Raw genomic sequence first — 19,463 nt, 5'->3', positions numbered from 1 at the left:
GTACGTCGCCCCGGCGCCTTCTCCCGCTTCGGGGCTCTCCCACTGTGGGCCGACGCGGGGCTATGTGCCGAGCGCCGCGGCGAGCCCCGCCTGATCCGTTCCTACTTTCCGGTACACGGCGGACAGCAGCCGCACCACGTCCGTCTCCGCCAGGTGCAGCTCGGCGGCGGTCTGGGCCGGGTACAGGCCGCGCACCGCGCAGGCAGCGGCGGCCCGCTCGCGCGTGGTGAGGGCGTCGGTGGCGGCGCCGCGCAGCGGCCGGGGCCGCAGCCCGGCGGCGGCGAGCTCGTCCCTGGCGCGCTCCACGAGGCCGTCGGCGCCGCAGCCGGCCGCGGTCTCCAGGCCCCGGTACAGATGGTCCGCGGCGTCCTTGGCATGTCCGCTGCGGCGAGCCTCGGCGCCGAGGTCGACGAGCGAACAGGCCAGTTCGTAGCCGGCCGGTGAGCGTTCCAGATGGGCGACGGACTCCTCCAGGAGTTTGCCGCGGGCCGCGCGCGGCGAGACGGCGGCGGCGGTCCGCAGGGCCTGTCCGATCGCGGAGGGGGCGCCGAAGTGCCGGGCCCGGTCGACGGCGTCGTGGGCGAGGGCGAGCGCCCGCTCGGGGGCCTCGTGCGCCTCGGCGCGGGCGAGGTGGAGCTGCCAGGGGCACCAGCCCGGGTTGCGCATGCCGCGCGGGTCCAGGCGGCGCCCGGCCGCGCCCAGCTCCGCCGCGGCTTCCTTGGTGCGGCCGAGCGCGAGCAGCAGTTCGCCGTAGACGGTCTGCGCGTCGGGGAAGACGACGGCGGCGGGGAACGGCGGTCCGAAGCCGTGGGTGTGCGCGGCCTCCTCGGCCTCCGCGATGCGGCCGCGGGCGAGCAGGACCTCGACGAGGGTGCCGCTGGCGTACCAGTGGGCGGGGGTGCCGGGTCCGACGCGCCGGGCCAGTCGCAGGCCGGCGCGGACGAAGTCCTCGGCCTCGGCGAGCCGGCCGCGGCGGTGGCGTACGTACGCGAGCAGGGTGTACGCGAAGGAGAGGTGGGCGCCGTGCCAGCCCGCCCGTTCGAAGTCGGCGATGCCGTCGACGAAGAGTTCCTCGGTGCGGCCGGGCCGGTCGGCGTACATGAACGCCATGGCCACCAGGACGGGCACCTCGAAGCCGCGGTCGTCGTCGGCGGCCCAGCACAGGCCGCCCTCCAGGGCGCGCTCGGCGTGCCGCAGGACGACGTCGACGGGTTCGCCGCGCAGGGTGGCGTCCCAGGTGCGCAGCCCAATGATGTAGCGCTCGGTGAGATCGCGGCCGGTGAGCCGGTCGGCGAGTCGGGCCAGGCGCCGGGAGCGGGCCGGTGAGTCGGGTTCGTCGGCGCGGAAGGCGTCCCACATGAACTGTTCGGCCTGCATGCGCAGGCGGACGCGGGCGTCGCCGGTGGTGCGGATCTCGCGGGCGAGGATCTCCGACGCCTCGGCGAGCCGGTCGCTGTGGGCGAGGACCTGGGAGAGGCGGTAGACGATGCCGTGGCGCAGGGCCGGGTCGGTGACCGTCTCCTCCAGGGCGGCGCGCAGGTGGTTGACGGTGGTGGCGGGCTCGGTGAGCAGGGAGGCGCTGCCGAGTTCGTAGAGGACGGCGGCGCGGTCCTCGAAGGGCGGGGGTTCGCGCAGGGCGCGGGCGAGATAGCGGCGGGCGGCGTCGGGGGCTCCGGCGCGGACGGTCTCGCGGGCGGCGGCGCGCAGCTGCCGCACCACCCAGCCGTCGCCGTCGGGGTGGGTCTCCAGCAGGTGGCGGGCGGCGGCGGACGGGCCGAGCCCGGCGTTGAGGACGGTCCAGGCGGCCTGGCCGTGCAGGGCGACGCGGACGCCGCCGGGGATGGCGCGGTAGACGGCGGTGGCGATGAGCGGGTGGACGAATTCGAGGGTGCCCTCCGCGGTGACCTCGCCGGTGAGGATGCGGGCGGCGCGCAGCCGGTCGGCGGCGTCGGCGGCCTCTTCGGCGCCGAGACCGGCGACGCCCGCGGCCAGCTCGGGGGATGTCTCGGTGCCGAGGACCGCGCAGGCCCAGGCGAAGCGGACGGTGGAGGCGCCGAGGCGTTCGAGGCGGGCGACGAGGCCGCTGCCCTTGACGGCGGCGGCGAGGTCGCGCAGCAGGTGGGCGCCGCTCTCGGTCGGCGCGAGGCCGCGGTCGTGCACCTTGGCGGTCAGCTCGACGGCCTCGAAGGGGTTGCCTGCCGTGACGGCCCAGCACTCGCGGCAGAACACGTCGTCGGCGTGGGCGCCGAGGGATTCGCGCACCAGGCGGGCGATGGCGGGCGCGCTGAGCGGTTCGAGGCCGAGCGGGCGCTGTCCGCTGCGGCCCGGGAGGCCGCGCAGTGCCTCGCCGTGCCCCGGCAGTTCCTCGGGCCGGTAGGCGACGACCATCAGCAGCGGCAGTTCCTCGGCGCGCGGTGCGAAGGCGGCGAGCCAGCTGAGGGACTCCGGGTCGGCCCAGTGGGCGTCGTCCAGGACGAGGACCATGGGCGCGCGCTGCACGGCGAGGTGGGTGAGGACCCAGTCGAGGCCGTCGCGCAGGCCCTGCGGGTCGGGCGGGGCACCGTCGGAGTCGGCGCACAGGCCGAGCGCGGGGCCCACGATGGCGTACCAGCTGCCCAGCCTGGCGCGTAGCTCCGACTCGGGCAGCGCGGCGAGCTGCGGCTGGATCAGCTGGCGTGCGACGTGGAAGGCGACGCGCTGTTCCTGGTCTCCGCCGCGGGCGTACAGGACGGTGCAGCCCCGGCCGGCGGCGCGCCTGCGCACCTCGGCGAGCAGGGTCGTCTTGCCGAGTCCGGCCGGCGCGGCGACGGCGAGCAGCGCGCCGTGCGGCCGCTCGGGCGGATCGCCGCCGTCCGGTGTCCCGGTCAGCTCGCCGAGCGCCTCGTCGACAGCGGCGAGTTCGCTCTCACGCTCGAACAACGTCCCTCGTCCTGTACCGCCCCGGCCAGCACGCAGCGCCATGACGCACCCCCTCCCGCGGTGGTGCTCCGGCGCGGGGAGCCGGTACGCGCCGCGGGTTCCAGGCACCTCAGCGTACGCCGACGCGGTCCGGCGGGGGCCGTTCTCGTGGGACCCGCCGGGCAGGCCCAGAAGGTCGCTGTCGGCGGTCGCGCCTAGGATGGTCGATCAGCATCGCGGGAGGGGAGAGCCCATGGACAATCTGCGTCAACTGCTGCGTGGCCTGGAGGTGTTCGCGGGTGAGTTGCCCGTGTTCGATCCGGTCGCGACGCCGGAGACTCCGCACGAGCTGTTCGCCGACTGGCTGCTGGGCGCGGTGGAGGCGGGTGTGCGCGAGCCGCACGCGATGACGCTGTCGACCGCCGGGGAGGACGGGAACCCGCAGGCGCGGGTGCTGATCCTCAAGGCGGTGACGGCCGGGGGCTGGCAGTTCGCGTCGGACGGCGGCAGCGTCAAGGCCCGCGATCTCGCGGAGCGTCCGTACGCGGCGCTCACGTTCTACTGGCCGTCGCTGGCCCGCCAGGTGCGGGTGCGCGGCCCTGTGGTGCGGGAGCCCGCCGACGCGGGGGCCGCCGACTTCCGGGCGCGGTCCGAGGCGGCGCGGGCGGAGGCGCTGCTCGGCCGTCAGTCGCGGCCGCTGGACTCGCTCGGGGAACGGGACGCGGCGGTGCGGGAGTCGCGGGAGCGGCTGGCCCGGGAACCCGGCCTGGTGGCGCCGGGCTGGGCGCTGCACACGGTGTGTCCCGAGACGGTCGAGTTCTGGCAGGGCGACAAGGACCGGCGGCACACCCGGCTCACGTATCTGAGCGCCGGCGGCGACGGCGGCTGGCGCAAGCAGTTGCTGTGGCCGTGACGCGGGACGCCGGCACGCTGAACTATTGGCGTGCGGGGCTGGACGACGTACCCGACGAGGTGTGGTCGCACCCCGGGCCCGAGGTACTGCTGCTGTGCGACAACCGGCTCACGCGGGTCCCGGCCCGGATCGGCGCGCTGACCGCGCTGCACACCCTCGACCTCGGTCACAACCGGCTCGCCTCGGTACCGGCGGAGATCGGCGACCTCACGGGCCTGACCCGGTTTCTGTATCTGCACGACAACCGGCTGACGGCCCTGCCCGACCGTCTCGGTGCGCTGACCCGGCTCGCCTATCTCAACGTCGGTGAGAACCTGCTGACCGCGCTGCCGGAGACGCTCGGCGCGATGACGGGTCTGGTGGAACTGCGGGCGCAGGACAATCGGCTCGGGCGGCTGCCCGACGGGCTCGGCCGGCTCACCGCGCTGCGCGAGCTGTGGCTGCGCGGCAATCGGCTGACGGGCCTGCCCGATTCCGTACGGGACCTGCGCGAGCTGCGGGAGGTGGAGCTGCGGGACAACGCGCTGGAGACGGTCCCCGAGTCGCTGCGCGGGCTGCCCCGGCTGCGCCGTCTGGATCTGCGCGGCAACCGCCTGTCGGAGCTGCCCGGCTGGGTGGCCGAGCTGCCGTCCCTGGAGAAGCTCGACCTCCGGTGGACCGACGTCGGCGTTCCGCCCGGCCTGCTCGACGAGCTGACCGGGCGGGGCTGCGTGACCCTGCGGTAGAGGCTCAGTCCTCAGGCGCGGGCGGGACCACGGCGACCGGGCTCTTCGCGTGCAGCAGCACGGCGTGCGTCACCGAGCCGAGCATCGGCGCGGGACGGGTGAAGCGTCGGCGGTGCCGGCCGACGACGACCAGGGCGGCGTCCTCGGAGTTGTCGACGAGCTGACCCGCGGCGTCCCCCGGAGCGACCTGAATCTCAACCTCGACTTTAGGGTGAGAGTCGAGGAGTGGTGCGACGGCCTGCCGGGCCAGTGCGAGCGTCTCCTTCTCGACGGCTTCCTGCTCCTGACCAGTCAGGGCGAAGTCGCCGTACGCGGTCCAGGCGAGCACCGGCCACGCGTACGCGGCGACGACGCGGACCGGCGCGCCCGTCCGTGCGGCGTGGTCGAGCGCGAAGGCGAGCGTCGTCCCGTCCGGGTCGTCCGGCTGCAGGCCGACGACCACCCGCTGCGCCGTGGCCTCATGGGCGCGCACGACCACCACGGGGCAGGCGGCGTCGCGGGCGACGGCCACCCCGTTCGAACCGAGCAGCAGGCTGGCGAAGCCGCCGCGGCCGCGCGAGCCGAGCACGAGGAGCTGCGCCTCGCCGCCGAGCTCCGGCAGCACCGCCGCGGGTACGCCCTCCAGGCAGACGAACTCCACCGGCGGCAGCCCCGAACGCCCTTCGAGCTGCTTGCGCACCTCGGCGATGACGGCGTCGTCGGCCGGTTCCTCCGGCCCGGCCACGAGGACGGCGGGCTGGAGCAGGGGTGCGTACTGGCGGACGTGCACGACGCGCAGGGTGGCGCCGCGCCGGGTCGTCTCGGCGAGCGCCCACTCCAGGGCCGCGCGACTGTCGTCGGACCCGTCGACCGCGACGACGACGGGAAGGTTCTGCGACTCGGGCGTGCTCATGGATCAATGCCTCCGACACCGGGCACGCTGGCCGTGCCCTCGTTGACCGGCTCTTCCTGTGTTCTTGTGGCCAGGCTCGCGCACACAAGAGCCACAGGACAGGGCCGAAAGTCACGTGTCGGAAGCGGAGCGGGACTTCTCCGCCCGGGGCCTACGTCAGATCGAACTCGCCCTCACGGGCCCCGAGCACGAACGCGCCCCACTCGGCGGGAGTGAAGATCAGCGACGGGCTCTGCGGGCTGCCGCTGTTGCGCATCGCGATGAAGCCCTCGATGAAGGCGATCTGGACATCGCCCCGTCCCCTGCTGCTGGAGCGCCAGTCCGCTTTGCTCAGATCAAGGTTCGGCTTCTCCCATCCCGCGAGCGGGTGCTGGTCGATGGTGCTCTCGGCCACGTCCGTGCTCCTCCCGGTTCGTCGTCCGTGCGTCAGCCTAGCGATCGGCCGGTGCCGCGCACAGGCCACGAAAGGGGCCGAAGGTCAGTGAGTGGGCGGCTCCGCGCCGACCAGCCACATGGAGAAGAACTGCGAGCCGCCGCCGTAGGCGTGGCCGAGCACCTTCCGCGCCCCTTCCACCTGGTGTTCTCCCGCCTGTCCCCGTACCTGGAGAGCGGCTTCGGCGAACCGGATCATTCCGGAGGCGCCGATCGGATTCGTGGAGAGGACTCCGCCCGACATGTTGACGGGGAGGTCCCCGTCGAGTTCCGTGACGCCTGATTCGGTGAGCTTCCAGCCCTCCCCCTCCTCCGCGAATCCCAGGTTCTCCAGCCACATCGGCTCGTACCAGGAGAACGGCACGTACATCTCGACGGCGTCGATCTCCCGGCGCGGGTCGGTGATCCCGGCCTGCCGGTACACGTCGGCTGCGCAGTCCTTTCCGGCCTGCGGCGACACGAAGTCCTTGCCCGCGAAGAGCGTCGGCTCGCTGCGCATCGCCCCGCCGAGCATCCACGCGGGAGGCTTGGGCGAGCGGGCCGCGCCCGCCCGGTCGGTGAGGATCATCGCGCAGGCGCCGTCGGACGACGGGCAGGTCTCGGAGTAGCGGATGGGGTCCCACAGCATGGGTGAGGCCTGGACCTTCTCCAGGGTGATGTCGTGCTCGTGGAGGTGGGCGTACGGGTTCTTCAGGGCGTTGCGGCGGTCCTTGTACGCGACGAGCGAACCGACGCCGTCGGGTGCGCCGGTGCGCCGCATGTAGGCGCGCACGTGCGGGGCGAAGAAGCCGCCGGCTCCGGCGAGCAGCGGCTGCTGGAACGGGACGGGCAGCGAGAGGCCCCACATCGCGTTGGATTCCGACTGCTTTTCGAAGGCGAGGGTGAGGACGGTGCCGTGGACGCGGCCCGCGACGAGGTTGGAGGCGACGAGTGCCGTGGAGCCGCCGACCGAGCCGGCGGTGTGCACGCGCAGCATGGGTTTGCCGACGGCGCCGAGGGCGTCGGCGAGGTAGAGCTCCGGCATCATGACGCCCTCGAAGAAGTCGGGCGCCTTGCCGATGACGACGGCGTCGATGTCGGCCCAGGTCAACTCGGCGTCGGCGAGGGCGGCTCGGGCGGCCTCGCGGACGAGTCCGGCGATGGAGACGTCGCGGCGGGCGGCGACGTGCTTGGTCTGGCCGATGCCGACGACCGCCACCGGTTCCTTGTTGGTCATCGGTTCTCCCCCTCTGACGCTGCTGCAGATCCTTCGGACAATTCTTCGGACGCTTCTTCGGACGCTTCGAGTACGGCGACCAGGTTCTGCTGGAGGCAGGGCCCGGAGGTGGCGTGGCCGAGCGCGCGGCGGGACTCGCCGCGGTGGATGCGGGCGGCGGCCTCGCCGATGCGGATGAGTCCGGCGGCCATCATCGGGTTGGCGGCGAGCGCGCCGCCGGACGGATTGACGCTGACGTCATCACCCAGTCGCAGGGCCTTCCTCAGCACGACCTCCTGGGAGGTGAAGGGGGCGTGCAACTCGGCGGTGTCGATGGGCCGTTCGAAGGCTCCGGCGTGCTCGGCGGCGAGCCGCGCGGAGGGCGAGTCGGTGAGGTCGCGCACGCCGAGGCTGTGTGCCTCGATGCGGTGGTCGATGCCGCGGATCCAGGCGGGCCGCTCGCACAGTTCGCGGGCGCGGTCGCCGGCGGCGAGGATCACGGCGGCGGCGCCGTCGCCGATCGGCGGGCAGTCGCCGGTGCGCAGCGGATTTACGACGTAATCGCCGTGCGGGACGTCGGGGCCGCGCAGCTGGGCGTGCGGGTTGTCCGCGGCGGCCGTGCGGCTGCGGGCGGCGACCCCGGCGAGGGCGCCCTCGTCGGTCTCCCCCGCGTCGATGAGGGACTGGGCCTGGAGTGCGGCGAGCGCGACGGCGTCGGGCCACAGCGGGGCGACGTAGTACGGGTCGAGCTGTCGGGTGAGCACGTCGCGGACGCTGCCGGGGGACGACTTCCCGTACGAGTAGACGAGCGCGGTGTCGGCCTCCCCGGTCAGCAGCTTCGTCCATGCCTCGTACAGCGCCCACGCGCCGTCCATCTCCACGTGCGACTCGGAGATCGGCGGCCAGGCGCCGACCCCGTCGAGGGCCATGGTGAAGGAGAAGGCGCGACCCGCCAGGTAGTCGGAGGAGCCGGAGCAGGTGAAGCCGATGTCGGCGGTCTTCAGGCCGGTCGTGGCGAGCACCTCGTGCAGGACGGGCATCAGCATCTCCACCTCCGACATCTCGTCGGTGGTGCGCAGGTGGTCGCTCTGGGCGAAGGCGACGACGGCGATGTCCCGGATCGGCGGCCGCATCTAGATCAGCTCCTTGTACGTGTCGTAGTCGGCGTCGGGTTCGCCGGTCGGCCGGTAGTGGTCGGGGTAGCGCCCGCCCTCGCTCCAGACGGGTTCGACGCGCAGGCCCATGCGGACCTGGTCGTAGGGGATGCCGGCGATGCGGCCGTGCAGGGCGAGGTCGGCGCCGTCGAGCGCGATGTGCGCGTAGACGTAGGGCAGTTCGATGTCGAGGTTCTTCGCCTTGACGTTGACGATGCAGTACGTGGTGACGGTGCCGGCCGGGCCGACCTCGACCTGGTCGGTGGTGGCGACGCCGCAGGTGGGGCAGGCGCCGCGGGGCGGGACGTACACCTTGTGGCAGGAGGGGCAGCGTTCGCCGACGGTGCGGTTGTCGGCGAGGGCGTTGATGTAGCGGCTCTGGGCGCCGCCCGGGCTGTAGGTGTAGTCGAGACGTGCCTCGGCGACGATGCCGGTGACCGGGGCCTCGTCGAACGTGCCGGTGTGCGGTGCGGGCGGGTTCGGTCCGGGCTGTCCGTCGTACGGTTCGAAGCAGGCGATGTCGGTGATGGCGCCGGTGCGGTCCGCCGCCCAGCGGACGCGGACCCGCATGCCGGTGTGCACGGTGTCCGGGCCGGGGGCGTCGAGGGCGTGGAGGAGTGCGGTGTCGGCGCCGTCGAGTTTCACCAGGATCCAGGCGAACGGGGTGTCGAGCGGCTGGCCGCGGCGGGGTTCGGGGTTCCAGGCCCAGGTGGTGACGGTGCCGGTGTCCGCGACTTCGACCAGGTCGCGGAGTTCGTCGGCGGTGACCGGGTCGTACTCGACGGGCGGGACGAGGGTGCGGCCGTCGGTGGTGCGGACGCCGAGTACCGTGCGGTGGCGCAGGCCGGTGAGGAAGGCGCTCTGGACGGGGCCCAGGGAGCGGGTGAAGGGGAACTCCACGACCAAGGGTGCGCGGAGAACCTCCGGTTGGGGCGCGGTTGTCATCGGGGCTCCTCTTTGGTGCGGGTGTCTTTTTTTGGGGGGGTGCTGCTTCGTCGCCGGGTGCCGGTCGCGTCGTGGCTGAGCGCGCAGTTCCCCGCGCCCCTGAAGCGAGCTGCGCTCGCCCTTGTGGTCGGGTGCGGGTTGCGTCGTGGCTGAGCGCGCAGTTCCCCGCGCCCCTGAGGCGTGCGCTTCGCGCTGCCTCCTCTGATGAGATGGCGCACGCAGTGCGCATCTCAGGGGCGCGGGGAACTGCGCGACCAGCCCCCGCCGGGCCGGCACCCGGCGACGAGGCCTCACTCCCGGCGGAACTGCGGCGAGCGTTTCTCGGCGAACGCCCTCGCGCCCTCCTTGGCGTCGGCGGTGTCGAAGATCGGCCAGCCGCGCTTCAACTCGGCGGCGAGACCGTCGGATTCGGTCATCTCGGCGGTCTCGTACACGGACGCCTTGACGGCCTCCACGGCGAGTGGCCCGCACGCGTTGATCTGCTCGGCGATGCCCAGTGCGACGTCCAGCGCGGTGCCGTCGGGAACGACCCGCCCGACGAGCCCGATCGCGGCGGCCTCGGGCGCCGGATAGGCCCGCCCGGTGAGCAGCATCTCCAGGGCGTGGGTACGGGCCACCTGTCGCGGCAGCCGCACCGTCGACCCCCCGATGGGAAACAGCCCGCGCTTGACCTCGAAGAGCCCGAACGTCGCGGACTCGCCGGCGACTCTGATGTCCGTGCCTTGCAGGATCTCGGTGCCGCCCGCCACGCAGTACCCCTCGACGGCGGCGATCACGGGTTTGCGCGGCCGGTGATGGCGCAGCATCGCCTTCCAGTGCAGGTCGGGGTCGGCCTTGAGCCGGTCGCGGTACTGCTCGCCCTCCATGCCCTTGCCCGCGAGGGCCTTGAGGTCCATACCGGCGCAGAACGAGCCGCCCGCGCCGGTCAGCACGACCGAGCGGACGGTGTCGTCGGCGTCGGCCTCCAGCCAGCCGTCGTAGAGGCCGACGAGCATCGGCAGGGAGAGCGCGTTCTTGGCCTCGGGCCGGTTGAGCGTGAGGACGAGCGTCGCGCCTTCGCGCCGCACGTCGAGATGTTCGGTCCCACCCATGGGTGTCCTCCAGTCGGCCGGAGCTCGGACCTGGAACAGGTTGCAGGAGGGGACCGACCAGTTCAAGAGTTTTCTGACAGTCAGTCAGATTTCTTGTGCGGGGACCCTTCCGCCTTGCATCCCGGTCTGTTCTGATGACGGCCACACGAGATGCGGCCTGGGTCAGGAGGAGCGGTGGAGTACAACCTTGCCGACCTGTTCGAGTCGGTCGTCGACGTGGTCCCGGACCGCGAGGCGCTCGTCTATGTCGACCACCCCGGTACGGGTGCGGAACGCAGGCTGACGTACGCGCAGTTGGACACGGCGGCCAACCGCGTCGCCCACCATCTGATCGACAGCGGCATCCGGCCGGGCGAGCATCTGGGCCTGCACCTCTACAACGGCATCGAGTATCTGCAGACCGTCCTCGGCTGCCTCAAGGCGCGAGTGGTCCCCGTCAACGTGAACTACCGCTACGTGGAGGAGGAGTTGGTCTACCTCTACCGCGACGCGGATCTGGCGGCTCTGGTCTTCGACGCCGAGTTCACCGAGCGGGTGGCGGCCGCGCTGCCCCGCACGGAGAAGCTGCGGCATCTGGTGCGGGTGGGCACTCCGCCGCCGGACGCGCCGCCGCTCAAGGCCGTCGACTTCACGGAGGCGGAGGGCACGGCGTCGCCGGAGCGCGGGTTCGCGGCGCGCTCGGCGGACGACCAGTTCATCATCTACACCGGCGGCACGACCGGTATGCCCAAGGGTGTGATGTGGCGTCAGGAGGACCTGTTCTTCGCGGGGTTGGGCGGCGGTGCGCCGACCGGTGATGCGGTGACACGCCCCGAGGAACTGGCCGAGCGGGTCGCGGCGGGCGGTGACGGCATCACCTTCTTCCCCACTCCCCCGCTGATGCACGGCACCTCCACGCTGACGGCCTTCATCGGCTTCAACTTCGGCCAGCGCATCGTCATCCACCGCAAGTACGTGCCGGAGGAAGTGCTGCGCACGATCGAGAAGGAGAAGGTGACGAGCGTGTCGCTGGTGGGCGACGCGATGCTGCGCCCGCTCATCGACGCGCTGGGCGGCCCGCTCAAGGGCACCGACTGCTCGGCGCTGTTCAGCGTCTCCTCGTCCGGCGCGATCATGTCGGACACGGTGCGCGCCCAGTTCCAGGCGCTGGTGCCGAACGCGATGCTGCTGAACAACTTCGGCTCGTCCGAGTCCGGCTTCAACGGCACGGCGACGGACGGATCCGGCGCGGGGCAGGGGTTCCGGCTACGCGTCAACGCCCGTACGCAGGTGGTGGATCCGGCGACGTACACACCGGTGGCGGTCGGCGAGATCGGCCGGCTCGCCCAGCGCGGGCACGTGCCGCTCGGCTACTACAACGACGCGAAGAAGACGGCCGAGACCTTCTTCCGGACGGGTGACGAGCGGTGGGTGCTGCTCGGCGACATGGCGACGGTCGACGACGAGGGCATCGTGACGGTCCTCGGCCGCGGCTCGCAGTGCATCAACACGGGCGGCGAGAAGGTCTACCCGGAGGAGGTCGAGCAGGCCCTCAAGTCGCACCCGGACATCTACGACGCACTGGTCGCCGGCGTCCCGGACCCGAAGTGGGGCAACCATGTGGCGGCGGTCGTCCAGCTCCGCGACGGCGCGGCGGCACTGGACCTCGACGCGGTCCAGGCGCACTGCCGCACCCATCTCGCCGGGTACAAGATCCCGCGCCAGCTGGTGGTGACGGACAGCATCCAGCGCTCCCCCAGCGGCAAGGCGGACTACCGGTGGGCGCGGAGCGTGGCGGCGGAGTCGGCCGCCGAGGGCGGGCGCTAGCACTCCCCGCCGGAAGAGTCAGCCGACCGGCATACCGAGTTCGGCCCGAACGGGATCGATGACCTGCTCGGCGATCCAGGCCGCGACCCCGGTCGGGTACGGGCGGGGCAGGCCGAGAACGATGTGCGTGATGCCGGCCGCGACGAGTTCCGCCACCACCGCGCGGGTCGCGGCGGGGTCGGCGTAGGAGACGGTCAGCTGCGCGGAGCGGACGATCTCCCGTGGATCCCGGCCGAGTTCGGCGCAGTGGGCGTCGAGGCGGGCGCTGCGTTCGTCGACGTAGGAGACGGGGTTGTGCGGTGGGCCGGGAATGTTCCACACGTCGGCGTGTTCGGCGACGAGGCGCAGGACCCTGTCGCCCCAACCACCGACGAGCAGGGGCGGGCCCGGGCGCTGGACCGGCTTGGGTTCGTTGCGGGTGCCCTTGAGGGTGTAGTGGCGGCCCTCGAAGTCGAAGACGTCCTCGGTCCACATGCGCTGGAGAATGGTGAGTGTCTCGGCGAGCCGCTCGACGCCTTCGCCGGGCGGCACGAGGTCGAGGCCGTAGGCCGCGTACTCCTCGGCGGCCGGGTTGGGCCCGGGGACGCCGCCGGCGCCGGGCCGTTGCAGGGTGCCGCCGACGCCGATGCCCATGACGAGGCGGCCGCCGGAGATCACGTCGACGGTGGTGGCGGTCTTGCCGAGCACGGCGGGGTGGCGGGCCCGGTTCCCGGTGACGAGGATGCCCAGGCGGAGCCGGGTGGTGCGGGCCGCCAAGGCGGCGAGGAGGGTCCAACTCTCGTACGTCGCACCGCCCTTCGGGCCGACGAGCGGCAGGAAGTGATCCCACAACCAGGCGTCGGCGATCTGCGGGACGGCGTCGGCCTCCTGCCAGACCCGGAGGATGTCTGCGTAGGCGACGTGCATGGGCGGGGTTTTGATCCCGAAGGTGACGGGTCCGTGCGGTAAGCCGTGCGCTGCTGCGTGCTGCGTCATCGAGTCCTCCCCTGGGGTGCCGACCGGACGGGTCCGCCGACATTTTCGTTAGCGTAGCTGATTATTTTGTTGACTGACCATCAGCTTTTGCCATCGTCAGCCGGGGATACAGTGGCGGTATGGCCGGACAGCAGCACCCGACGCCCGACGTTCTCTCCGCGCGTCTCGGGTACCTCCTCAAACACGCGCACGCCCGGCTCGCGGGCGATGTGGCCGAGGCGCTGGAGCCGTTCGGCATCGACGGTCACGAGCTGGCGGTGCTCGTCGTCATCGCGGGCGAAGACCCCTTGTCACAGGCTGAGTTGGCGGGGCGGATCGGCGTGGACCGGTCCACAATGGTCACGCTCGTCGACGGACTGGAGGACGTCGGCCTGGTGGAGCGGCGGCGCAGCGCTCAGGACCGGCGCAGGAACGTCATCGTGCCGACCGACGAGGGGCGTGACCGGATGCGGCGGGCAGAAGAGGCCCGCGGACGGGCCGAGCAGGCGTTCCTCACGCCGCTCGGCGCCGGCGAGGCGGCGGTCCTGAGGTCGGCACTGCGCAGGCTCGTCAGCGGCGAGCCGTGAGGATCGGCTGGTAGAAGCCTGTCGCTTCCGGGGTGCGCCAGGTGATGTCCGTGAAGCCCGCCGTCGTCGCGAAGTCGGTCAACCGGTCGGCGGTCAGCGCCCAGTAGGTCGTGGTGCGTTCGCGCACCTGCCAGCCGTCGCTCTCGGCGCCGTCGGGGATCAGCTGGAAGTGGCGCAGGTCGTAGCGTTCGCCGTCGTCGTGCCATTGCCAGAGCTGGAAGGTGATCGTCGTGCCGCCCTCGGGGGTGGTCGACAGCTGGGGCGGGGTCGAGGCGGGGCGGACGCGACGGAGCTCGTCGTAGTCGCGGACCGTGAGGATCAGCAGGCCGCCGTCGCGCAGAACGCGCCGCATCCCGGTGAAGGCCGTGCCGATCTCGGCGGCCGTGAGCAGGTGAGGGAGGGAGTTGTCCGCGCACAGCACCGCGTCGAAGGTCCTCGGTGCGAACGGCAGCCGGCACATGTCGGCGGCCGCCGCGGCCAGCGGCACGCCGCGCGCCGCCGCCTCGGACCGTGCGCGGGCCGCGGCGTGCGGGCTCAGGTCGGTTCCGGTGACGTGATGGCCGCGCCCGGCGAGGCCGATGGCCTGGGTGCCGATGCCGCAGGCGCAGTCGAGGACGCGCCGCGGGCCGGTACCCAGCTCCGCGCCGATGAGGGCGTCGAACGTACCGGCCTGGCGGGCGACGCTCGTGTCCCAGTCCGGGAAAATGCGGTGGTAGTCGGCGGCCAGATCGTCGTAGAAGCGGCGCACGGAAGGCATCGGCATGGGCGCACCGTAATCCGGTTGCCGCCGCATCGCACCGGTGCTGAAGTGACCGGATGGATCGCGAAAAGGTACTGGCCCTGTTCGACCGGCAGATACGGCTCGGGGCGCGGCCCGACGAGCCGGCGGCGCGGGTCGAGCGGGTCGGCGGCGTCGTACGGCACATCAGCCCGCCCGGTGGCTGGCACGGGGTGCTGTGGTCGGACCTCGACGAGGGGACCGCGGACGCGGCCATCGCCGAACAGGTGCGGCTCTTCAGGGAGCTGGGCGGCGAGGCCGAGTGGAAGACGTACTCCCACGACCTGCCGGCCGATCTGCCCGCGCGGCTGGTCGCCGCCGGGTTCGTCGCCGAGGAGCCGGAGACGCTGCTGGTCGCCGAGACGGCCGTGCTGCCGCTGGACAGCGCGCCGCCCGAGGGGATCCGGCTCATGCCGGTCACCGAGGAGGCGCACATCGCGCTCGTCGAGGCGGTGCACGCGCGGGCCTTCGAGAACGAGTCGTCGCACATCGGCCACCAGATCCGCCAACAGCTCGCGAACGATCCGGACACCGTGCCCGCCGTGCTCGCCCTGTACGGCGACGAGCCGGTCAGCGCCGCCCGGCTGGAACTGAACCCGGGCACGGACTTCGCCGGCCTGTGGGGCGGCGGCACGGTGCCGGAGTGGCGCGGGCGCGGGATCTACCGGGCCCTGGTCGCCTACCGGGTACGGATCGCGGCCGAGCGCGGCTACGCGTACATGCAGGTCGACGCGACCGAGTACAGCCGTCCGATCCTGGAGCGCCTGGGGTTCGAGGCGCTGGGGACGACCACTCCGTACGTGCTGCCGGCGGAGGCGGCCGTGTGACGCGTCCGCCGCGCCGCGATCCCGCGTGTCCCATCCCTTGACGTCAGGGCCCCGACCTTGAATTACTGACGACCAACAGGTCAACCGAATGATCGGTCGGGAGTTCGGGAGTGCGGTCGATGGCGACAGAGGCATCCATGACGGACTGGTGGGACGCGGGCGAGCGTCTGGGATCGGCGGAGTTGCGGGCGCTCCAGCTGGAGCGGCTGCGCGCGACGCTGAGCCGGGTGTACGAGCGGGTGCCGTTCTACCGGCAGGCGTTCGACAAGGCGGGAGTGCGCCCCGAGGACTGCGGCTCGCTCGCCGACCTGGCCCGGTTCCCGCTCACGACCAAGGCCGATCTGCGGGACAACTATCCGTTCGGGATGTTCGCCGTCGACCAGGCCGACCTGCGGCGGCTGCACGCGTCGAGCGGGACGACGGGGACACCCACCGTCGTCGGGTACACCGAGGCCGATCTGTCGATGTGGGCGGACATGGTGGCGCGGGCGATCCGCGCGGCGGGCGGCCGGCCGGGCCACAAGGTGCACGTGGCGTACGGATACGGCCTGTTCACCGGCGGGCTCGGCGCGCACTACGGCGCGGAGCGGCTCGGCTGCACCGTGATCCCGGCGTCCGGCGGGATGACCGCGCGCCAGGTGCGGCTGATCCAGGACCTGCGGCCCGAGATCATCATGGTGACGCCCTCGTACATGCTGACGCTGCTCGACGAGTTCGAGCGGCAGGGCGTGGACCCGCGTACGACCTCCCTCAAGGTCGGCGTCTTCGGCGCCGAGCCGTGGACCGAGGAGATGCGCCGGGAGATCGAGGAGCGGTGCGCGATCGACGCGGTCGACATCTACGGCCTGTCGGAGGTCGTCGGGCCCGGGGTCGCGTCGGAGTGCGTGGAGACGAAGGACGGCCTGCACGTCTGGGAGGACCACTTCTATCCCGAGGTCGTCGATCCCCTCACCGGCGAGGTGCTGCCCGACGGTGAACTGGGCGAACTGGTCTTCACCTCGCTCACCAAGGAAGCCATGCCCGTGATCCGCTACCGCACCCGTGACCTGACCCGGCTGCTGCCGGGGACGGCCCGGCCGGGGTTCCGGCGGATGGAGAAGATCACCGGGCGCAGCGACGACATGGTGATCCTGCGCGGGGTGAACCTGTTCCCCACCCAGGTCGAGGAGATCGTGCTGCGCACGCCGGGGGTGGCGCCGCACTTCCAGCTGCGGCTGACCCGGGAGGGCCGGATGGACGCGCTGACGGTACGGGCGGAGGCCCGGCCGGACGCCACGCCGGACGAGCGGGCCGAGGCGGCCCGCTCGATCGTGGCGGGGATGAAGGACGGGGTCGGGGTGACGGTCGGCGTCGAGATCGTCGAGCCCGAGTCCCTGGAGCGGTCGGTGGGGAAGATCAAGCGGATCGTGGATCTGCGGCGCGACGCGTAAGCCCCCGGGGGGCGCGTCAGTTCTTCGGCAGCGGGTGCTCGGTGAAGAACTTCCAGATGAGGGGTGTCGCGTCGATGGTCGTCGGCGTCGCCGAGTCCTCGTTGGGGGTCGTCGAGGGCCAGACGTGGCCGCCGTCCGTGATCCGGTAGTGCTCCAGCGCGGAGGCGTCGTCGCACGAGCGCCAGCGCGGGACCACGACGTTGTCCTTCACCTGCGTCTCGCGAGGACTCGCCGCGCACCCGTCGCGTTCGGCCCAGCCTGCCAGCCAGTCGGGCAGCGCGGGCAGTCCCTTGTCGGGGTTTCCGTCGTAGGGGATGGTGTCGTCGGCCTGCCCGTGGAAGTCGAGGACGGGGACGGGCCGCTGCGGGGCGCAGTCGCCGCTCTGCGGGTAGAAGGCGCCGGAGACGATGGCGGTCGCGGCGATCCGGTCGGCGAGGCGGCAGGCGACGACGGCCGCGAAGCCACCGCCGTTGGACTTGCCGGAGGCGAAGACGCGGCGCGGGTTCACGCACAGGTCGTCCTCGGCTTGGCCGATCAGTGCCTTCGTGAACTTGATGTCGTCGACGCCCGCCGAGTACGGGGCGCCTTCCCAGGCGCTCTTGCCGTCGGTGCCGGTGACGCCCTGCGGGTAGACGACGACGGCGTCGAGCGCGTTCATGCCGGTGAGGCGTTCCTGGTAGTCGGAGGTGCGGCCGTGCCCGTGGAAGGACAGCACGAGCGGGGTCGGCCGGTCCTCGTCGTAGGAGGCGGGCAGGTGCACCAGGTAGTCGCGTCGTACGCCGTCCACGGTGAGCGAGCGGGTGGTGGAGGTGCCCGGCGTGAGATCGGTGGGCGTACCGCAGCCGGCCGATCCGGCGGCCCGGTGCGGCTGGGCCGCGGCCGGTCCCGGTGTCAGGAGCGCGGCGGCGAGCAGGGCCCCGACGACGGAGGCGGCCGGGCGGGCGAGGTGCGAGCGGCTCATGGAGTTCCCTTCGGGCGGCGCGGCAGGCCCCCCGTCACCCTCGTGCGGGTGTGCGGGACCTGCTCACGTACGTGGGCGTGGCCGGCCGGCGCGGCGGCTGCGGGCCGCCTGCGGTCGGGCCGACGGCCGGGACACTAACGCCCGCGCACGGCCCGGCAATACGCCCTGTTCAGGGAACTCAATGAACGTAAAAGCGGGAGGTCTCCCCCAGTGAGCTCCCGGTCAGCCGCCGAAGCGGTCGCGCAGCTCCCGCTTGAGGATCTTGCCGCTCGCGTTGCGCGGCAGTTCGTCGACGAAGACGATCCGCTTGGGCGCCTTGAAGTGGGCGAGCTTCTGACGTGCGTGCTCGACGAGTTCGGCCTCGGTCACCTCCGCCGAGCGGACCACGACGGCGGTCACCGCCTCGATCCAGCGCTCGTCGGGCAGCCCGACGACGGCGGTCTCCGCCACCGCCGGATGGGTGTACAGGGCGTCCTCGACCTGCCGGGACGCGACCAGGACGCCACCGGAGTTGATGACGTCCTTCACCCGGTCGACGACGGTGAAGTAGCCCTCGCCGTCGCGCACGGCCAGGTCGCCCGACCGGAACCAGCCGTCCCGGAAGGCCTCTTCGGTCTCCTGCGGCTTGTCCCAGTAGCCGTCGCACAGCTGCGGTGAGCGGTAGACGACTTCGCCGGGGGTGCCGTCGGGCACGTCCTTGCCGTCGTCGTCGACGACCTTCGCCTCGACGAACAGCACCGGCCGCCCGCAGGAGTCCATCCGGCCCTCGTGCTCGTCGGGGCCGAGGACGCAGGCGAGGGGGCCGATCTCGCTCTGCCCGAAGCAGTTGTAGAAGGCGAGCCCGGGCAGCCGGGCGCGCAGCCGCTCCAGGACCGGCACCGGCATGATCGAGGCGCCGTAGTAGGCCTTGCGCAGGCCGCCCAGCTCGCGGGCGGCGAAGTCCGGGTGCTGGGACAGGCCGATCCACACGGTCGGCGGCGCGAACAGGCTGTCCGCCTCGCCCGCCTCCACCAGGTCGAAGATCCGGTCGGCGGCGGGCGCGTCCAGGACGGTGTTGGTGGCGCCGACCGCGAGGTAGGGCAGCAGGAAGACGTGCATCTGCGCCGAGTGGTAGAGCGGCAGCGAGTGCACCGGGCGGTCCGTCTCCGCCAGGCCCAGGGCGTGGATCGCGCTCACGTACTCGTGGACCAGGGCGCGGTGGGACATCATCGCGCCCTTGGGCAGCGCCGTCGTCCCGGACGTGTAGAGCAGCTGGACCAGGTCGTCGGCGTCCGGCGGGTCGCCGTCGTAGGGGACGGCGGCGGGCAGCCGGCTCAGCAGAGAGTCGTCCGCGTCGCGCAGCAGCAGCGTGCGGACGCCGTCGGGGAGGTGCCCGGCGAGGTCCGGCTCGGTGAGCACCAGCGTGCTTCCCGACTGGCCCACGATGTAGGCGAGGTCGTCGCCGGTGAGGTTCTGATTGACGGGGACGTGCACGAGGCCGGCCCGGGAGCAGGCGAGGAAGCCGATCAGATAGGCGTCGGAGTTGTGTCCGTAGGCGCCGACCCGGTCGCCGGGGGCGATACCGAGGCCGCGCAGGATCCCGGCCGCGCGGGAGACGGCGTCGTCGAGTTCCGCGTACGTCCATGAGCGCGGCCCGTAGCGCAGCGCGACGCGCGCGGGGGTGCGGCGGGCGCTGCGCCGCAGCACTCCGTCGACGGTGCTGACCGCCGCCGCGGCGGCCGGTGCGCTCAAGTCCCTCTGTGCCCTTGGTGGCCTCGTCATGGCGTGATCCTGCGGGGTGACCGACGCCAGGTCAAGACATGTGCCGCCGCGCCTCGGCAGTCGACATACCGGCTGGTACGCTCAACCGCCTTTGCCCTCACGACAGTTGGGAGC

17 protein-coding genes are annotated in these 19,463 nt (G+C 72.6%); 6 read left to right on the top strand and 11 right to left on the bottom strand.

Annotated features, from left to right (window positions below):
• Positions 1–60 precede the first annotated feature (60 nt).
• A complete protein-coding gene (locus ACFVDP_RS30105; protein WP_383496413.1) occupies positions 61–2,961 on the bottom strand; it encodes an ATP-binding protein in 2,901 nt (966 codons plus the stop codon).
• Between the two features lie 190 nt (positions 2,962–3,151).
• Between ACFVDP_RS30105 and ACFVDP_RS30100 the strand changes: the two genes are divergently transcribed.
• Both ACFVDP_RS30100 and ACFVDP_RS30095 read left to right on the top strand, forming a co-directional pair.
• On the top strand, positions 3,152–3,811 hold the full coding sequence (locus tag ACFVDP_RS30100) for a pyridoxal 5'-phosphate synthase (protein WP_383496410.1): 660 nt from the start codon (positions 3,152–3,154) through the stop codon (positions 3,809–3,811).
• Positions 3,802–4,536: a leucine-rich repeat domain-containing protein gene (locus ACFVDP_RS30095; protein WP_383496407.1), complete on the top strand. Its 735-nt coding sequence runs from the start codon at positions 3,802–3,804 to the stop codon at positions 4,534–4,536. The genes ACFVDP_RS30100 and ACFVDP_RS30095 overlap by 10 nt, the downstream gene beginning before the upstream one ends.
• 4 nt (positions 4,537–4,540) lie before the next feature.
• Here the strand turns inward: ACFVDP_RS30095 and ACFVDP_RS30090 are convergent, their stop codons facing one another.
• The 6 genes from ACFVDP_RS30090 to ACFVDP_RS30065 all read right to left on the bottom strand — a co-directional run bounded on the left by ACFVDP_RS30090 (position 4,541) and on the right by ACFVDP_RS30065 (position 10,245).
• Positions 4,541–5,428 (bottom strand): universal stress protein, encoded by an 888-nt coding sequence (locus ACFVDP_RS30090; protein WP_383496404.1) that lies wholly within the window; start codon positions 5,426–5,428, stop codon positions 4,541–4,543.
• A 151-nt stretch (positions 5,429–5,579) separates the two neighbouring features.
• Positions 5,580–5,822, bottom strand: coding sequence for a DUF397 domain-containing protein (locus tag ACFVDP_RS30085; protein WP_383496401.1), 243 nt, complete (start codon positions 5,820–5,822; stop codon positions 5,580–5,582).
• An 84-nt stretch (positions 5,823–5,906) separates the two neighbouring features.
• Positions 5,907–7,076, bottom strand: a complete 1,170-nt coding sequence (locus tag ACFVDP_RS30080; protein ID WP_383496398.1) for a thiolase domain-containing protein — start codon at positions 7,074–7,076, stop codon at positions 5,907–5,909.
• Positions 7,073–8,188, bottom strand: a complete 1,116-nt coding sequence (locus tag ACFVDP_RS30075) for a thiolase domain-containing protein (protein ID WP_383496395.1) — start codon at positions 8,186–8,188, stop codon at positions 7,073–7,075. The genes ACFVDP_RS30080 and ACFVDP_RS30075 overlap by 4 nt, the downstream gene beginning before the upstream one ends.
• Positions 8,189–9,154 (bottom strand): Zn-ribbon domain-containing OB-fold protein, encoded by a 966-nt coding sequence (locus tag ACFVDP_RS30070; RefSeq protein ID WP_383496392.1) that lies wholly within the window; start codon positions 9,152–9,154, stop codon positions 8,189–8,191.
• A gap of 290 nt (positions 9,155–9,444) precedes the next feature.
• Complete coding sequence (locus tag ACFVDP_RS30065; protein WP_383496389.1) at positions 9,445–10,245, bottom strand: crotonase/enoyl-CoA hydratase family protein; 801 nt, start codon at positions 10,243–10,245, stop codon at positions 9,445–9,447.
• 174 nt (positions 10,246–10,419) lie between these two features.
• On the opposite strand from ACFVDP_RS30065, the gene ACFVDP_RS30060 reads away from it, so the two are divergent.
• Entirely contained in the window at positions 10,420–12,051 is a 1,632-nt protein-coding gene (locus ACFVDP_RS30060; protein ID WP_383496386.1) for an acyl-CoA synthetase, read from the top strand.
• 18 nt (positions 12,052–12,069) lie between these two features.
• On the opposite strand, the gene ACFVDP_RS30055 is transcribed toward ACFVDP_RS30060, so the two are convergent.
• A complete protein-coding gene (locus ACFVDP_RS30055; protein WP_383496382.1) occupies positions 12,070–13,026 on the bottom strand; it encodes an LLM class flavin-dependent oxidoreductase in 957 nt (318 codons plus the stop codon).
• 119 nt (positions 13,027–13,145) lie between these two features.
• On the opposite strand from ACFVDP_RS30055, the gene ACFVDP_RS30050 reads away from it, so the two are divergent.
• Positions 13,146–13,592, top strand: a complete 447-nt coding sequence (locus ACFVDP_RS30050) for a MarR family winged helix-turn-helix transcriptional regulator (protein ID WP_383496379.1) — start codon at positions 13,146–13,148, stop codon at positions 13,590–13,592.
• Here ACFVDP_RS30050 and ACFVDP_RS30045 read toward each other — a convergent pair.
• A complete protein-coding gene (locus ACFVDP_RS30045) occupies positions 13,576–14,355 on the bottom strand; it encodes a class I SAM-dependent methyltransferase (RefSeq protein WP_383496376.1) in 780 nt (259 codons plus the stop codon). The two genes, ACFVDP_RS30050 and ACFVDP_RS30045, sit on opposite strands and share 17 nt — an antisense overlap.
• A 53-nt stretch (positions 14,356–14,408) precedes the next feature.
• Here ACFVDP_RS30045 and ACFVDP_RS30040 point away from each other — a divergent pair, with 53 nt between their 5' ends.
• Both ACFVDP_RS30040 and paaK read left to right on the top strand, forming a co-directional pair.
• On the top strand, positions 14,409–15,197 hold the full coding sequence (locus tag ACFVDP_RS30040; protein WP_383496374.1) for a GNAT family N-acetyltransferase: 789 nt from the start codon (positions 14,409–14,411) through the stop codon (positions 15,195–15,197).
• Between the two features lie 137 nt (positions 15,198–15,334).
• Complete coding sequence (gene paaK, locus ACFVDP_RS30035) at positions 15,335–16,627, top strand: phenylacetate--CoA ligase PaaK (RefSeq protein ID WP_383496666.1); 1,293 nt, start codon at positions 15,335–15,337, stop codon at positions 16,625–16,627.
• A gap of 16 nt (positions 16,628–16,643) precedes the next feature.
• Here the strand turns inward: paaK and ACFVDP_RS30030 are convergent, their stop codons facing one another.
• Both ACFVDP_RS30030 and ACFVDP_RS30025 read right to left on the bottom strand, forming a co-directional pair.
• Positions 16,644–17,588, bottom strand: coding sequence for an alpha/beta hydrolase family esterase (locus tag ACFVDP_RS30030; RefSeq protein WP_383496371.1), 945 nt, complete (start codon positions 17,586–17,588; stop codon positions 16,644–16,646).
• Between the two features lie 222 nt (positions 17,589–17,810).
• Positions 17,811–19,319, bottom strand: coding sequence for an acyl-CoA synthetase (locus ACFVDP_RS30025; RefSeq protein ID WP_383496368.1), 1,509 nt, complete (start codon positions 19,317–19,319; stop codon positions 17,811–17,813).
• Positions 19,320–19,463 lie beyond the last annotated feature (144 nt).

The sequence above is a fragment of the Streptomyces sp. NPDC057694 genome (assembly GCF_042799415.1).
Lineage (GTDB): Bacteria > Actinomycetota > Actinomycetes > Streptomycetales > Streptomycetaceae > Streptomyces.
This window is presented reverse-complemented; position numbering and strand designations above follow the sequence as displayed.

What these genes read in the sequence shown, in the direction of transcription:
- ACFVDP_RS30105 (WP_383496413.1), bottom strand. Translation starts at nt 2,961, where the DNA reads ATGGCGCTGCGTGCTGGCCGGGGCGGTACAGGACGAGGGACGTTGTTC.
- ACFVDP_RS30100 (WP_383496410.1), top strand. Translation starts at nt 3,152, where the DNA reads ATGGACAATCTGCGTCAACTGCTGCGTGGCCTGGAGGTGTTCGCGGGT.
- ACFVDP_RS30090 (WP_383496404.1), bottom strand. Translation starts at nt 5,428, where the DNA reads ATGAGCACGCCCGAGTCGCAGAACCTTCCCGTCGTCGTCGCGGTCGAC.
- ACFVDP_RS30080 (WP_383496398.1), bottom strand. Translation starts at nt 7,076, where the DNA reads ATGACCAACAAGGAACCGGTGGCGGTCGTCGGCATCGGCCAGACCAAG.
- ACFVDP_RS30075 (WP_383496395.1), bottom strand. Translation starts at nt 8,188, where the DNA reads ATGCGGCCGCCGATCCGGGACATCGCCGTCGTCGCCTTCGCCCAGAGC.
- ACFVDP_RS30070 (WP_383496392.1), bottom strand. Translation starts at nt 9,154, where the DNA reads ATGACAACCGCGCCCCAACCGGAGGTTCTCCGCGCACCCTTGGTCGTG.
- ACFVDP_RS30065 (WP_383496389.1), bottom strand. Translation starts at nt 10,245, where the DNA reads ATGGGTGGGACCGAACATCTCGACGTGCGGCGCGAAGGCGCGACGCTC.
- ACFVDP_RS30055 (WP_383496382.1), bottom strand. Translation starts at nt 13,026, where the DNA reads ATGACGCAGCACGCAGCAGCGCACGGCTTACCGCACGGACCCGTCACC.
- ACFVDP_RS30050 (WP_383496379.1), top strand. Translation starts at nt 13,146, where the DNA reads ATGGCCGGACAGCAGCACCCGACGCCCGACGTTCTCTCCGCGCGTCTC.
- ACFVDP_RS30045 (WP_383496376.1), bottom strand. Translation starts at nt 14,355, where the DNA reads ATGCCGATGCCTTCCGTGCGCCGCTTCTACGACGATCTGGCCGCCGAC.
- ACFVDP_RS30040 (WP_383496374.1), top strand. Translation starts at nt 14,409, where the DNA reads ATGGATCGCGAAAAGGTACTGGCCCTGTTCGACCGGCAGATACGGCTC.
- paaK (WP_383496666.1), top strand. Translation starts at nt 15,335, where the DNA reads ATGACGGACTGGTGGGACGCGGGCGAGCGTCTGGGATCGGCGGAGTTG.
- ACFVDP_RS30030 (WP_383496371.1), bottom strand. Translation starts at nt 17,588, where the DNA reads ATGAGCCGCTCGCACCTCGCCCGCCCGGCCGCCTCCGTCGTCGGGGCC.